Source organism: Flavobacterium cheongpyeongense, from assembly GCF_003202435.1.
In the GTDB taxonomy this organism is placed as follows: Bacteria; Bacteroidota; Bacteroidia; order Flavobacteriales; family Flavobacteriaceae; genus Flavobacterium; species Flavobacterium cheongpyeongense.
Map to the genome: position 1 here is coordinate 283,917 of NZ_QJHK01000001.1, position 15,739 is coordinate 299,655.

Here is a 15,739-nt window from a genome sequence, read left to right on the forward strand (position 1 = left end):
AACGTATTTTGAACGTATTTTATGTAGTAAAAACTTTTAATTTTACAAAAAACACAATACTATGAATTTATCACAAGAAGATTGGGTTGCACAATTAGAGTCTGATGAAAATGCGGTTATACTTGACGTAAGAACTGAAGACGAGTTTAATGACGGCTATATTGAAAACGCTGTAAATATCGACATAAATAAAGGCCAGGCTTTTATTTATGAAATAGAAGAACTGGATAAAAATAAAAATTATTACGTGTATTGCCGTTCAGGGGCGAGAAGCGCAAAAGCATGTCAGATTATGAATGAATTAGGTTTTGAGAATGCCTATAATCTGCTTGGTGGAATCCTGGATTGGGAAGGTGAAATCGTAAATCCATAAAAAGACTAAGAGAGGCGAAAGAAGCCTCTTTTTTCTTTTAAAAACAATTAAATAACTAAAACTAAAACTACCAGATTATGAGTTTTATACCCGATGAATATCAAATTAAAGAACTTCTAAATCAGGATACTTATCTTGTAAACGGAGAATTAAAACAGTGGATAGGTCAGACAACTCCGGTGTTTTCAACTATTTCTTCTACAGAAAAATATGCGCCTACCTTATTAGGATCTATCCCGTTCATGGCCGAAAAAGAAGCTGCCGAGGTAGTAGAAGCTGCTACTTCTGCCTACGATAAAGGTCAGGGGTTATGGCCAACCATGAAAGTGATTGACCGGATCAAATGCATGGAAAACTTCGTAAGACAAATGAAGGAAACCCGTGAAGAGGTGGTGAAACTTTTGATGTGGGAGATTGGAAAAAACCTAGGCGATTCGCAAAAAGAATTTGACAGAACCGTTGAATACATTCAGGATACAATTGACAGTTATAAAGAATTAAACGGGCGCAGTTCTAAATTCTCTAAAGTTCAGGGCGTAAATGCGATGATCCGTCGCGGACCTCTTGGTGTTGTTCTGTGTCTTGGCCCTTACAACTATCCTCTTAACGAAACCTTCTCGTTGTTGATTCCGGCATTGATTATGGGAAATGCCGTAATTTTTAAACCGGCAAAATTTGGCGTTTTATGTATTTCGCCATTGTTGGAAGCGTTTAGAAGCAGTTTCCCCAAAGGCGTTATCAATATCGTATACGGAAGAGGTCGTGAAGTAGCGTCTCCTATTATGAAGTCAGGCAAAATTGATGTTCTGGCATTAATCGGAAACAGTAAATCTGCAATTGCTTTGCAGGATCAGCATCCAAATAAAAACAGACTGCGTTTGATTTTAGGTCTAGAAGCTAAAAACCCGGCGATTATTTTACCGGATGCAGACTTGGATTTGGCCATTCAGGAGTGTATTACAGGATCATTATCTTTTAACGGTCAGCGTTGTACAGCTTTGAAAGTATTGTATGTGCATGAGTCTATTGCCGAGGAATTTAATAAACGTTTTTCAGAAAAAGTTGATGCTTTGGTATTTGGAAATCCATGGGAAAAAGGAGCTTCTTTAACACCGCTTCCTGAACCGGAAAAACCAGAATATATTCAGGGATTAATTGATGATGCTACAAGTAAAGGAGCAAAAATCTTAAATACAAAAGGAGGGAAACATTCAGAAAATTATATTTTTCCGGCAGTTTTATATCCAGTAAATAAAGATATGAGAGTGTATCATGAAGAACAATTTGGACCAGTAGTGCCTATTATTTCTTTCAAGGATATCAATGAGCCTTTAGGAGATATGGCTGAATCAAATTACGGACAACAAGTAAGTCTATTCGGTAAAGACATCAAAACCCTGGCTCCACTTATTGATGCTTTGGTAAATTTAGTGTGCAGGGTAAATTTAAACAGTTCTTGCCAGAGAGGACCGGATGCGTTTCCGTTTACAGGTCGTAAAGATTCAGCAGTAGGAACATTGAGTATTCCGGATGCATTGCGTTCGTTCTCTATCCGTACGTTTGTGGCGTCAAAAGACATTGCTTATAATAATGAAATCCTTCAGGAATTATTGAACAGTAAAGAATCTAATTTCATCAATACAGATTATATTTTATAATTTTCAGATTATATATTAATTTTCAAAACCGCCTTTTTCTTCTGAATCAGGCGGTTTTTCTTTATAGATTTTTTCGATCTTAAAATTGATAGTACACGCTGACAGCTGTGTAAAATGAGCGTGAATGGGTAAAATTTACACATCAATTTTTTGTTGTTATTTGGTTAATTCATTGATAATCTGGCCTAAGGATTATTGGTATAACGCTTGTAAAATGATATACAACAACATTTAATAAAGACCATTCAGGAATTAATATCAACATCACATGGAAATAGAAACAATAACTTCAAAACAATTTTACTCAACAAAGAGAAAAAATAAAAATGAGCACATTTTACAAAATACTGTTTTTGAAATGAATCAGAAAGCTGCAACAAAAGCTATCAGTAAAACTTTAAATCTATTACCGGTTTTTATTCTTAGTGGCACTGTTACCTTACTATTTACAGGAGCTTTTTTGGTTTATAAATTCCAGTCAGATTTTGAACAGTTTCAATTCGAAAGAATAGAATCTACAATAGGTTTTCCATTTTTGATCGTGGCTGCCATTTTATTTTTTTTCAAAGCCGGAGTTTTTCTGTACAAGTCATTTCTTTATTTCAAATATAAGCCTATTGAATCTGTTTCAGATGATTTACTGCCTACTTGTACAGTTATAGTTCCGGCTTATAATGAAGGTAAACTGGTTTGGGAAACCCTACTAAGTTTGGCAGACAGTGACTATCCGGAAGATAAAATGCAAATTCTGACTATTGACGACGGAAGTAAAGATGATACCTGGTATTGGATCCAACAGGCCAAAATAAAATTGGGAGACCGTTTAGCCATTTATCAGCAGCCTCAAAACAAAGGAAAACGTCACGCGCTTTACAGAGGGTTTAAATTGGGAACAGGCGAGATTTTTGTAACCGTGGACAGTGATTCTATTGTAAAAAAAGACACGTTACGAAATTTAGTCAGCCCTTTTGTCCACAACAAAAAATGCGGGGCTGTTGCCGGAAATGTTCATGTGCTGAACAATAAAAAAGCAATACTTCCAAAAATGCTGAACATAAGTTTTGTAATGAGTTTTGAATTTGTGCGTTCTGTAGAAAGTGTATTGGGGTCAGTGTTTTGTACTCCGGGAGCTTTGGCCGCATATCGTAAAACTTCGCTATTTGCGTGCCTGGAAGAATGGATCAATCAGACTTTTATGGGCGAACCATCAGACATAGGAGAAGATCGTGCGATGACCAATATGATTTTGAAACAGGGATATAAAGTGTTGTTTCAAAGAAATTCGGTTGTATTAACTAATGTTCCCGAAGAATATACAGGATTGTATAAAATGTTGATCAGATGGGGGAGAAGCAACGTTCGTGAAAACCTGATGATGGCAAAATATGTTTTTAAAAATTTCAGAAGTGAATCCAAATTAGGAACCAGACTTTTGTACTTAGACCAGACCGCAAAAATTATAATGTCTTTTCCATACTTAATCTTTATGTTCTTTTTTATCGCCACACATCCGCTGTTGTTTTTTAGCTCTACCTTGTTAAGCATACTAATTATATCCAGTTTTTCAGCTTTCTTTTACGGTAAAAAATATAGTTATTCTGAATCAATTTGGGCATATTCTTATAGTGTGTTTTATACCTTCAGCCTGTTTTGGATCACTCCGTATGCTATTGTTACGGCACATAAAAAAGGATGGCTGACTCGTGGGCTGTCTGAAAAGAAAACAGAAGAATATTTTACATTAGAACAATATAGTCCGTTAGCGAAATAAAATAAAAAATTAGATTATTTTAGAACCGTCTGTTCCTTTGTGGATTTAGACGGTTTTTGTTTTTTAATATGATGATAAAATTAATTAAAGCTTCGGATACCTGGCAAATCAGGCATGAAGTAATGTGGCCGGATCAGCCTTTGGAATTTGTGCAGTTGGAAGAAGATGAATTGGGCTTCCATTTAGGCTTTTTTATACAAGGAAAACTCGTTTCAATTGTATCTTGTTTTATTTCAGATAATGCAATGCAATTTAGAAAACTGGCTACTCTAAAAGAGTTTCAGGGTCAGGGAATAGCTTCTGAACTTTTAAAGTATATTTTTGAATTAGCCGAAAAAAAGGATGTAAAAAGAGTTTGGTGCAATGCCAGATGCGGTAAAAAATCGTTTTATGAAAAGTTAGGCATGACAGATACTTTTAAAACCTTTACCAAAGCAGGTCAGGAATTTACCATTATGGAGATTTGCCTTTGATTTATTGAAATGTGAAAAAAATCCTAATTGAGCTTGATTTATAGAAAACCTCAATTAATTATCTTAATTTAACCACAGACAAATTACTATTTTAGTTTACTATGAACGATTCGAAAATGAAGGCTTTTATACCACTTTTATATCTTGTTTGGTCAGATGATCTTTTAACCCAAAAAGAGTTTTCTACACTGCAGCAGTTTATTAATTCTCTGGCCCAGCTTTCGTCTGAAGAGCAACAATACCTTCTTTCGAAAGTGGATATTTCTAATCCGCCTTCGCGAAAGGAACTCATGCAATGGAAATCGGATATTGAAAAAAGTATTAAAGATAAAGCATCTGTAAAATGCATTTTTGATATTGCGCTGGCACTTTCTGAAAAAGACTTTGATATTTCAGGATTAGAATTAAAGTTTACGAAACTGGAAAATGATCTTGGTGTTTTAGGGGAAGAATTAATTCAGAACTTCAAGACAAAAGCCGATTCTTTTACGGCAACTTCTCAAACCAATAACAATTTTAATGTTTTAAAACTTACTGAAATTCTGGATGGTAACGAATCTAGAATTATAAAAAAAGTAAAATCGGTTATTTCAAGACCTGAGTTTGCTTATGAAACTTCAACAGATATCAATGTCTATCGTCAGACGGTTTACAATTGGTGCAAAATCTTAGCCGATGAAAACTTCGGAAATATGGCGTATCCGAAACAATATGGCGGAGAGGAAAACATTGCAGATTATTTTGCAATTATGGAAACGCTGAGTTACCACGATTTGAGTCTGGTGATAAAATTTGGAGTGCAGTTTGGACTTTGGGGAATGAGTGTTCAGTCATTAGGAACAGAGAAGCATTATGCTAAATACTTAAAAGATATTGGCTCCTTAAAACTTCCGGGCTGTTTTGCGATGACTGAAACCCATCACGGATCGAACGTAAAAGGACTTGAAACAACAGCTACTTACAATCATAGCGATCAGACATTTACTATTCACACACCTCACGAAAAAGCACAGAAAGAATACATAGGCAATGCCGCAGTTCACGGACAAATGGCGACCGTTTTTGCCAAACTGATTATTGACGGTCACGATTATGGTGTAAATGCCTTTATAGTGCAGTTGCGGGATACCAAGGGAAATATTTTAAACGGAATTACAATTGGCGATTGTGGTCATAAAATGGGACTTAACGGAGTGGATAACGGAACAATCCGTTTTGAAAATGTGGCAATTCCAAAGGAAAATATGCTGGACCGTTTTGCTTCTGTAAATGACAAAGGCGAATTCGAAAGTCCGATTCCAAGTGACAACAGACGTTTTTTTACGATGCTGGGCACTTTGGTTGGAGGCCGAATTGGGATTCCGCGTTCGGCTTTGGCAGCAGCGAAATCCGGTCTTACCATTGCCATTCGCTACAGCGATCAAAGAAGACAATTCGGACCCGAAGGAGATCCTGAAGTTCCAATTTTAAATTACAGAATGCACCAACGCAGATTGCTCCCGCATTTGGCAAAAACCTATGCGGTTCATTTTGGACTACAATATCTTACCAGTCGTTTTTTAAACAGAACCGAGTCTGAAATGCAGGAAATCGAAGCCTTAGCAGCCGGAATGAAATCCTATTCGACCTGGAGCACCAGAGATATTTTGCAGGAATGCCGAGAAGCTATTGGCGGAAAAGGATATTTGTCTGAAAATAGAATTGATGCATTAAAAAACGATACTGAAATCTATACCACTTTTGAAGGTGATAATACCGTTTTGATGCAATTGGTTGCCAAAAACCGTCTGGCCGAATTCAGAAAATCATTTGGCGAAATGGGGTCTTTTGGAATCATTAATTATGTGTATGAAAATGCCAAAACAGCGATTGCTGAAAAAAATCCAATCATTACCCGCAAAACTGATGATGAACATTTGCTTGACGATCAGTTTCATCTGCAGGCTTTTGTACACAGGGAAAAAACAATTTTAGCATCGGCAGCAAGACGTGTCAAAAAGCTGATTGATGAAGGTCTGGAAGCGTATGATGCTTTTAATGTGGTTCAGCACCAAATGATCGATGTGGCTCAGGCTTATTTGGAAAGAGTTGTTCTGGAACAATTTCAAATTGCGATTTCAAAAGTGGAAGATGCAAAAATTAAGAGTATTTTGTTGAAATTGAATCAGTTGTATGCACTTTCACAAATAGAAAAAAACAAAGGCTGGTACCTTGAAGATGGCTATATGGAAGCGGTAAAAACCAAAACCATCCGTAAAATGGTCAATCAGCTTTGCTGGGACATCAGACCGGATGCGCTTTCTTTGGTAAATACATTTGATATTCCGCAGAGTTGTCTGGCGGCTCCAATTGCTGTTTAATTGTAAATTTATAAATCTTATTTGCTGGCCACTTGAAAAATTATTTTCTGTTTTTTATAACGCTCCTGGTTTCCTTTTTTTGTTATTCATCGAATAATAAAGATACTATTTTGAATAAGCTAAACGATGCTGTTAAAAACAAACAGCATTATGTCCGCTTAAAAGAAGAACGCATCTTAAATTTTAAAAAACTAAAATCACAAAATCTTTCAAAGGAGCAGGAGTATAATTATAATGAAGCCCTATACAAAGAGTATCAGAAATTCAATTCAGATTCGGCTATTTTTTATGTAAAGAAAAACCTTAAGATCGCTGAAGAGCTTCGTGAAAAAAAATTACTGAATCTGGCTCAATTGCAATTGGCAAACCTTTATTCTTCATCAGGAAAGTATCGTGAATCAGAAACCATTTTAAAAAGTATCAGTAAAAAAGAATTAGAAAAATCATTATTGGCAAATTATTATATTACCTATCGTGAATTTTATGAACATTATAATGCAAACAGCCGTAATAGAGAGTTTCTTGGTCAAATTGGTAAATATCGTGACTCATTGCTGGGAGTTTTAAACCCCAGTTCGTTAGATTATAAAATCAATAAGATTCAGAAAAACATTTATCACAGGCAATTTGATATTGCCAAGAAGGAGCTGCTGGTTTTGTTGAAAGACAGAAAAGATGATAATCCGCAATATGCTATGATTACGTATCTTTTGGGAAATATTTCAGAAAAGACCAATCAGATAGAATTAGTCAAAAAATATTATGCTCTTTCAGCGACCTCAGATATTAAACAAGCCATAAAAGATAATGCTTCACTACAGGAACTGGCAATGGTTTTCTATGATTTGGGAGATGTCGATATGGCTTATAAACTCACTCAATCGGCTATTGAAGATGCTCTTTATTGCAATGTACAATTCCGTACGCTTTTGATGTCACAAGTGTATTCGATTATCAATACGGCTTATTTAGAGCGGGAAGCCCAAAGAAAAACAGAACTTAAGGTCTATCTTTTATGTATTAGTCTGTTATCCCTCTTTTTAATTGTCGCCATTATTTACGTTTACAAACAAATGAAAAAAGTATCCCGAATCAGAGGAGAACTTTATGAATCCAGCCAAAAATTAGCCGAATTAAACAAAGATATTACCGAAACGAATAAGCAGCTTCAGGATCGAAATGCGCAATTATCTGAATCCAATCATATCAAAGAAGAATACATTGCACATTTCTTTAATCTGTGTTCTGCTTACATTAATAAGTTAGAAAATTACCGTGTTATTTTAAATAAAAAAGCGACAGCCAAACAATTTGATGAGATTTACAGAATGCTCAAATCGACGACTCTGGTTGATAATGAGCTGGAGGAATTATATAAAAATTTCGACATCATCTTTTTAAACTTATACCCCACTTTTGTAAAAGATTTTAATGCCTTACTTGTTAACGACGAGCAAATTGTATTGAAGCAAGGAGAAATGCTTAACACAGAACTTCGAATTTTTGCACTCATAAGACTTGGAATAACAGATAGTGTAAAAATTGCTGCTTTCCTTCGTTATTCCTTAAGCACCATTTATAATTACCGAACCAAAGCCAGAAATAAGGCTGTAGTTTCCCGAAATGATTTTGAAGAAATGGTAATGAAAATAGGTCTGATTTCTCAGAAATCCTAATTGTTTACTTTTAAAATTACTACTTTTTTTAATATTTATTTGCTTTTAAGTATTTGTTTATTAATGATTTAATTCTTTTAAGCACTACTTTTTTTATTCAAAATTATTACCAATGCAATAACGTTTTAGTTTTACCTTATTATTTAGAAAGCATTTGAAATGTAAGTCTAAAAAATATAGTAATGAACAATAAATAAAGAAGGTATGTTTAAAAACGTTAAAGTAATAGTGGTTTTACTTTTACTGAATTCATTTGGAATTAATGCACAACATAAAATTCCAAATTATCTTGATGATAAAAAGCCAATTAATGAGCGTGTAGAAGATGCACTTTGGCGACTGACAACTGATGAAAAAATTGCCATGATTCATGCGCAGTCTAAATTTAGTTCGCCGGGTGTACCGCGTTTAGGAATTCCTGAAAACTGGATGACTGATGGTCCGCACGGAATTCGTACTGAAGTCAAATGGGATGAGTGGGATCAGGCAGGCTGGACAAACGATTCCTGTATTGCTTTTCCGGCGTTAACTGCTTTATCTGCCACATGGAATAAAGAATTAGCCTCTTTGTATGGAAAATCATTGGGAGAAGAAGCCCGTTTTCGAAATAAAAATGTACTCTTAGGGCCTGGTGTAAATATTTACAGAAGCCCATTAAACGGCCGTAACTTCGAGTATATGGGAGAAGATCCTTTCCTGACATCCAAAATGGTTGTTCCATACATCAAGGGTGTTCAATCAAATGGTGTGGCTGCCTGTGTAAAACATTTTGCCCTGAACAATCAGGAGACTAATCGTAATTCGGTCAACGTAATTGTAGATGACCGTGCCTTGTACGAAATCTATTTGCCGGCTTTTAAAGCAGCCGTTCAGGAAGGCGATACCTGGGCAATTATGGGTTCCTACAATAGATACAAAGGACAGCATTGTTGTCATAATGAGTTTTTACTTAATGATATTCTTCGTGGTGAATGGGGATTCAAAGGTGTTGTTATTTCAGATTGGGGAGGAGTTCATGATACCAGACAGGCTATTTACAACGGTTTGGATATGGAGTTTGGTTCCTGGACAAACGGACTTTCTTGGGGGACAAGTAATGCGTATGATAATTATTACCTGGCAAAGCCGTATTCTGAAATGATAAAAAAAGGGGAAGCAGGAACTAAAGAATTAGACGAAAAAGTGCGTCGTATTTTGCGTTTGTCTTTCCTGACAAATATGAATAAAGAAAGACCTTTCGGTTCTTTCGGAACAGAAGAACATGCAAAAGCAGGTTTGAAAATTGCTGAAGAAGGAATTGTATTGCTTCAGAATAACAACAATATTTTACCCATTAATCTTTCTAAGACTAAAAAAATAGCTGTGATTGGTGAAAACGCTATCAAAATGATGACAGTTGGAGGAGGAAGCTCATCATTAAAAGCAAGATATGAAATCACTCCGCTTGAAGGTTTAAAGAAAAGAATTGGTAATCAGGCTGAGATTGTATTCGCCCGGGGTTATGTTGGCGATCCGACAAGCAATTATAACGGAGTAGTAGCAAAAGTGAGTTTAGAAGACAAACGTTCTGTTGCTGAATTGACTGCTGAGGCTTTGAAGGTTGCCAAAGATGCCGATATAGTACTTTTTATTGGAGGATTAAACAAAAGCGATAATCAGGATGCTGAAGGAGCAGACCGTAAAGATTTAGGACTTCCATACAATCAGGATAAATTAATTACTGAAGTAGTAAAAGTAAATAAGAATATAGTTTTTGTAAATATTTCAGGAAATGCCACAGCAATGCCTTGGGTTAAAGAAGTTCCGGGGATTGTGCAGGGATGGTTTCTAGGTACTGAAGCCGGAAATGCATTGGCAAATGTTTTAGTAGGTGATGTAAATCCGTCAGGAAAACTGAGTTTTACTTTTCCTGTAAAATTATCTGATAACGCATCACATGCTTTAGGTGAATTTCCGGGTGGTGATGAGGTGAAATACAATGAAAGTATTTTTGTAGGTTACCGTTGGGCAGACAAACAAAAAGCAAAACCATTGTTCTCTTTTGGTCACGGATTGAGCTATACAACTTTTGCGTACGGAAAAGTAACGGCTGATAAAAAACAGTTGTCAGTCAATGAGCAGATTACATTTTCAGTAAAAGTAAAAAATACCGGAAACAGGGAAGGTTCAGAGATTGTTCAGCTTTATATCAGCGATTTAAAATCGTCATTGCCTCGCCCGATAAAGGAATTAAAAGGGTTTGAGAAAATTTCGCTTAAAGCGGGTGAAGAAAAAACAGTAGCTTTTACAATAGATAAAACGGCTTTGAGCTTTTTTGACGATAAAAAACACGAATGGGTTGCAGAACCCGGAGTTTTTGAAGCTATTGTTGGTGCATCCTCAACAGATATAAAATCTAAAGTGAATTTCTCACTTCAATAATTTCATTATTTCTAAAATTGGTTGGTTGTAAAGCTGTAATTGTAAAAAGTTGCAGCTTTGCTTTTTAATTTTTGAAGTAATTAGCTGAAAAAGACGAAAAAAGTTCGGATTAATTTATTGGAGGCTAGTCACTCAATCCTGAACAAATAAATATTGGGTTTACACGTTTATTATATCCCTTCTTCGGGGGAATTTTGCTTTCCAGAGCAATTGTACTTATGGTGCCAAGAATTGGAGACGAAAATAGCCTTTGGATGAACGGTTTACATGAATCGTTTTGCATTATTCGGATATTCCCTTTAATAATACCAATGGGATCAGGAGGTGAATAAAAAATCTGTTTTCGCTTAAAAATCTGTAAAGTTGTATGTGACATTTCGTATCCGCTCTCTATTGCACATTATCTACTGATTTATTGGTTTACAGCCTGGGGTGTAGATGATAAAATTTCGTTACAGGATGAATATCTGTTAGGTATTGGGGTATTGGTTGTCAGTATTGTACTTGCTTATTATGTTTGAAAATGTACGACGAACTGGTTCGAAGATGGCTTTAGCATCAATTTTCAAAAAAGGAAAGTAGCTTAAATACTATAGGTAGATTCAAAGTGACAAAGTTTCACAGACTCAGGGAAAGAAAAAAACTTAACCACTTTGAACCTTTGTCACTTTAAACCTTTTTTTTAAATTTATTCTAAAACCAGTTCTGCCAAAGCTTCTTTACTGAAACCTTTTAATTGATCTGTTTTTCCTGCTTTAATTTTAGTCACCCAGTTTGGATCTGAAAGGAGAGGTCTTCCAACGGCAACTAAATCAAAATCGCCCCTGTCGAAACGTCGGTTTAATTCTTCTAAAGAAGTTGGTTCAGAACTTTCTCCTGCAAACGCACCAAAGAAATCATTCGATAAACCAACAGAACCTACCGTAATAGTGGGAGCGCCTGTTACTTTTTTAGCCCATCCTGCAAAATTCAAGTCAGAATCTTCAAATTCTGGCTCCCAGAATCTTCTTTGTGAGCAGTGTAAAATATCGACTCCGGCATCAACAATAGGATTCAGCCAGGCTTCTAACTCCTGTGGATTTTTTGCCAGTTTATAATTGTAATCAGAAGGTTTAAATTGAGAAAAACGCATGATTACGGCGAAATTATTTCCAACTTGTTTTCTGATTTCTTTTATTACTTCAATGGCAAAACGATTACGTTCAGGCAGCGTTTTTCCACCATAAACATCGGTACGTAAATTAGTTTCGGCTCTAAAAAACTGATCAATCAAATAACCGTGTGCTCCGTGAATTTCGATAGTGTCAAAACCTGATTTTTTGGCATCAGCCGCTGCTTTTCCAAAGGCTAAAATTGTGTTTTCAATATCTTTTTCAGACATTGTATTGCCGTTATTAAAATCAGGTCTGTTTAATCCTGAAGGACCTTCGAAAGGAGCAGGGGGTACCCATCCTGAATGATGGTTGTCCATAATTCCCATATGCCAGATCTGCGGCCCCATCTTACCTCCGGCTTCATGAACTCCGTCAATAACTTTTTTCCAGCCTTTTAATGCATCCTCTCCATAAAAGTGCGGGACATTAGCATCATTTGATGATGAAGGCCTGTCGATAACAGTTCCTTCAGATAATATCAGGCCAACTTCGCCTTCAGCTCTTTTTTGATAGTAAGTAGCAACTTCGTCAGTTGGAATTCCGTTTGGAGAAAAGGATCGCGTCATGGGAGCCATCACAATTCTGTTTTTAAGATGTAGTGTTTTCAGGTCAAATGGCGAAAACAGACTATTTGTATTCATAATAATTTATAAATTAGATTGAATTAATTTACTGAGTGCTTCAAAGGCACTTTCGTTGCGTTTGTAGTATGTCCATTGTCCGACACGTGTAGATTCTATAAATCCGGCGCGTTGCAAAATCGACAAATATTCAGAAACTGTAGATTGCGTAAGTCCAGCCTTGGCTTGTATCTGACCAACACAAACACCATGTTCAAATCCTGCAGTGATTTGTTCAGGAAAGTTTGTCTCTGGTTCTTTTAGCCACTCCAGCATTTGTAATCTGGACTTGTTGGACAATGCCTTAAAAATTTCTACTTGTTCCATGATACAAATATATCGACTTTTCTCGATATGTGAATTAATTAAAAATAATTTTAGATAAATTTTATGATAAGCGATTCGTTTTTATAAGATGTAATGATTGTCTATGAGCCATTCTCTCAGGGCAATAGTCCAAAACTGACTGGTGTCTTTTGCTCCTAAACCAAACCCATGCCCGCCTTTTTCGTAAATATGCAATTCAGCAGGGATATTATTTTTCTTTAAAGCTAAATAATAGTTGATGCTGTTTTCAGGCAAAACGGCTCCGTCATCTGAAGCATGTACTAAAAATGTTGGAGGTGTTTGTGGGGTTACTTTTTTTTCATTAGAGAAAGCATCAAGAAGAGCCTGAGATGGATTTTTGCCTAATAGGCTTGTTTGTGAGCCTTTGTGTGTAATAGCGTTTTCCATAGATATTACCGGATAAATTAAAATTGAAAAGTCTGGTCTGGCACTGATGCTGAATTTGGATTCATATACTTTATCATCAAAATGTGTCGCTAATGTTGATGCTAAATGTCCTCCGGCGGAAAAGCCTATTGTGCCAATTTTATTTGGATCAATATTCCATTTTGCCGCATTAGATCTAATATAGCGAATGGCTTCCTGAGCATCCTGCAAAGGGCCAATGGATTTGTTTTTCATAATTAAATCGCTTGGTAATCGATATTTTACAACAAAAGCCACGATCCCTAAAGTGTTTAGCCATTCTGCTATTTTACTTCCTTCTTTATTCATTGATAAATGCGAATACCCCCCGCCCGGAAAAATAAGGATAGCAGTTTGAGCAGGTTTTATTTCTTTTGGGATGAATATCCGTAATGTCGGAATAGTAACGAAACTTGTACTTTGGATTCTGCCTTCTTTTATCACTTCATTTTCGTTATAATCGGGTGTATTTATCTCATCAGGTATTTTATTCCATAGAGGTAGAATTTCATTTTGAGAATGTAAATTAGTGATGATTCCAAATAAAAAAAAGAATGAATAAAGATTTGTTTTTTGAATAATGTTTGTAAATGTTTTCAACTTAAGAGGAATTAGAATTTAAATACTAATTGTTTTACCAGAATGGAATGCTTAATTAATTATAACCTGCAGAACAGATTGTTTAATGAAAGATCAGTAAAAAAACGTAATAATAATCAATTTTATTTAACATTATATCAATGTTTTAACTGGTTTTTGATTTAACAAAAGTATTATTTATTATGTAATTTTACACCTGTTTTTTTACTAAATATGTTTAATTTATTGCATGAAATAATTTTATAAGTAATTAATTTGGAATATAAGTATTTAAACTTATATTTGTGCAATCGATTACATTTTTAGGTTTGTATTACAAATAGTTATACTTTTGAAACTTTGTAATTTAACACGAAATCGATTTAATAAATTGAAATATTTGTTTTAAAATTAATTTAAAGGTTTTTTAACCAAAACAAACATAGTTACTATGAGTCAAACCAACAAATCTATTGGAAATTATCGCTGGAGTATATGCGCATTACTGTTTTTTGCAACAACAATTAATTATTTAGACAGACAAGTACTTTCTTTAACTTGGACGGATTTTATTGCGCCTGAGTTTCATTGGACAAATAGTGATTACGGTAATATTACAGCCTTATTCTCTATTTTTTATGCAGTTTCTTTATTGTTTGCAGGGAAATTTGTAGATTTTATGGATACGAAAAAAGGATTTCTGTGGGCTATTGGTATATGGTCTGTTGGAGCTTGTTTACATGCTTTTGCAGGAATTGCAACAGCCGGATACATAACAGGCGACTGGTTTCTTGGATTTCAAGGTGCAAAAGAAGCAATCCATAATATAGAGGATACAGCTTTGGTTCTTAACGTGAGTGTTACCTTGTTTATTTTTGCACGTTTTGTTTTGGCAGTTGGAGAGGCAGGAAATTTTCCCGCAGCCATTAAAACTACAGCTGAATATTTTCCTAAAAAAGACAGGGCGTTTGCAACAAGTATCTTTAATGCAGGTGCAACGGTAGGGGCTTTAGCTGCTCCAATAACGATTCCGTTTATTGCAGAAGCTTTTGGATGGGAAATGGCCTTTATTATTATTGGTGCTTTAGGTTTTATTTGGATGGGATTTTGGATTTTTATGTATGACAAACCAGAGAGACATTCGAGAGTTAATGCAGCAGAATTAGCGTATATCCAGCAAGATGATGTTGCAGATAGTAAATTAGTGGGGTATGTGGCTGAAACTACAACAAAAGTTTCTCTTGCAGACTGTTTTAAATACAAACAAACCTGGGCTTTTGCTTTTGGGAAATTTATGACTGATGGTGTCTGGTGGTTCTTCTTGTTCTGGACTCCGGCATATTTAAGTTCAGTTTACGGAATGGATTCTACTGAAGCTGCCTTTCCATTGTTTGTTTTATATATGATTACATTATTATCAATCATCGGAGGATGGCTTCCAACCTATTTCGTTGAAAAGAAAGGTATGAATCCGTATGAAGGAAGAATGAGAGCAATGTTAATTTTTGCATTCTTTCCGTTATTGGCATTAGTAGCACAGCCTTTGGGGTATATTAGTTACTGGGCTCCGGTAATTATTATTGGTATTGCAGGAGCGGCACATCAATCATGGTCGGCTAATATTTTTACAACTGTAGGAGATATGTTTCCTAAAAAAGCAATTGCAACGATTACAGGTATTGGAGGTTTAGCAGGAGGATTGGGGTCTACTTTAATTAACAAAGGTTCTGGATTATTATTTGATTATAGTAAAGATACAAATATGTCTTTTATGGGCTTTCATGGAATTGAGGCTGGATATTTTATCATTTTTTCAATTTGTGCAGTATGTTATTTAACAGGCTGGGTCGTAATGAAATCTTTAGTACCAAAATACAGACCAATTACAGATCTTTAAAAAG

General features: G+C 35.4%; 11 protein-coding genes. 8 read left to right on the top strand and 3 right to left on the bottom strand.

Annotated features, from left to right (window positions below; translation table 11 throughout):
- Positions 1-61 precede the first annotated feature (61 nt).
- The 7 genes from DMB65_RS01255 (at position 62) to DMB65_RS01285 (ending at position 10,732) form a co-directional block, all read left to right on the top strand.
- Complete coding sequence (locus DMB65_RS01255) at positions 62-373, top strand: rhodanese-like domain-containing protein (RefSeq protein WP_110304855.1); 312 nt, start codon at positions 62-64, stop codon at positions 371-373.
- A 77-nt stretch (positions 374-450) separates the two neighbouring features.
- Complete coding sequence (locus tag DMB65_RS01260) at positions 451-2,031, top strand: NADP-dependent glyceraldehyde-3-phosphate dehydrogenase (protein WP_110304856.1); 1,581 nt, start codon at positions 451-453, stop codon at positions 2,029-2,031.
- 268 nt (positions 2,032-2,299) lie between these two features.
- Positions 2,300-3,802: a glycosyltransferase gene (locus DMB65_RS01265; protein WP_110304857.1), complete on the top strand. Its 1,503-nt coding sequence runs from the start codon at positions 2,300-2,302 to the stop codon at positions 3,800-3,802.
- Between the two features lie 68 nt (positions 3,803-3,870).
- Positions 3,871-4,275: a GNAT family N-acetyltransferase gene (locus DMB65_RS01270; protein WP_110304858.1), complete on the top strand. Its 405-nt coding sequence runs from the start codon at positions 3,871-3,873 to the stop codon at positions 4,273-4,275.
- Between the two features lie 101 nt (positions 4,276-4,376).
- Positions 4,377-6,635 (top strand): acyl-CoA dehydrogenase family protein, encoded by a 2,259-nt coding sequence (locus tag DMB65_RS01275; RefSeq protein ID WP_110304859.1) that lies wholly within the window; start codon positions 4,377-4,379, stop codon positions 6,633-6,635.
- Positions 6,636-6,745: 110 nt separating this feature from the next.
- Positions 6,746-8,311: a DUF6377 domain-containing protein gene (locus tag DMB65_RS01280; protein ID WP_230470569.1), complete on the top strand. Its 1,566-nt coding sequence runs from the start codon at positions 6,746-6,748 to the stop codon at positions 8,309-8,311.
- 204 nt (positions 8,312-8,515) lie between these two features.
- Positions 8,516-10,732 carry a glycoside hydrolase family 3 C-terminal domain-containing protein gene (locus tag DMB65_RS01285; protein ID WP_110304861.1) on the top strand — a complete coding sequence of 739 codons (2,217 nt, stop codon included), beginning with the start codon at positions 8,516-8,518 and terminating at the stop codon, positions 10,730-10,732.
- A gap of 688 nt (positions 10,733-11,420) precedes the next feature.
- Here DMB65_RS01285 and DMB65_RS01295 read toward each other — a convergent pair.
- From DMB65_RS01295 to DMB65_RS01305, 3 genes are all read right to left on the bottom strand, one after another.
- Positions 11,421-12,527: an NADH:flavin oxidoreductase gene (locus tag DMB65_RS01295; RefSeq protein ID WP_110304862.1), complete on the bottom strand. Its 1,107-nt coding sequence runs from the start codon at positions 12,525-12,527 to the stop codon at positions 11,421-11,423.
- 6 nt (positions 12,528-12,533) lie between these two features.
- Positions 12,534-12,833: an ArsR/SmtB family transcription factor gene (locus DMB65_RS01300; protein WP_110304863.1), complete on the bottom strand. Its 300-nt coding sequence runs from the start codon at positions 12,831-12,833 to the stop codon at positions 12,534-12,536.
- 81 nt (positions 12,834-12,914) lie between these two features.
- Positions 12,915-13,859, bottom strand: coding sequence for an alpha/beta hydrolase (locus DMB65_RS01305; RefSeq protein WP_230470570.1), 945 nt, complete (start codon positions 13,857-13,859; stop codon positions 12,915-12,917).
- Positions 13,860-14,289: 430 nt separating this feature from the next.
- Here DMB65_RS01305 and DMB65_RS01310 point away from each other — a divergent pair, with 430 nt between their 5' ends.
- Positions 14,290-15,735, top strand: a complete 1,446-nt coding sequence (locus tag DMB65_RS01310) for an MFS transporter (RefSeq protein WP_110304864.1) — start codon at positions 14,290-14,292, stop codon at positions 15,733-15,735.
- Positions 15,736-15,739: the final 4 nt, after the last annotated feature.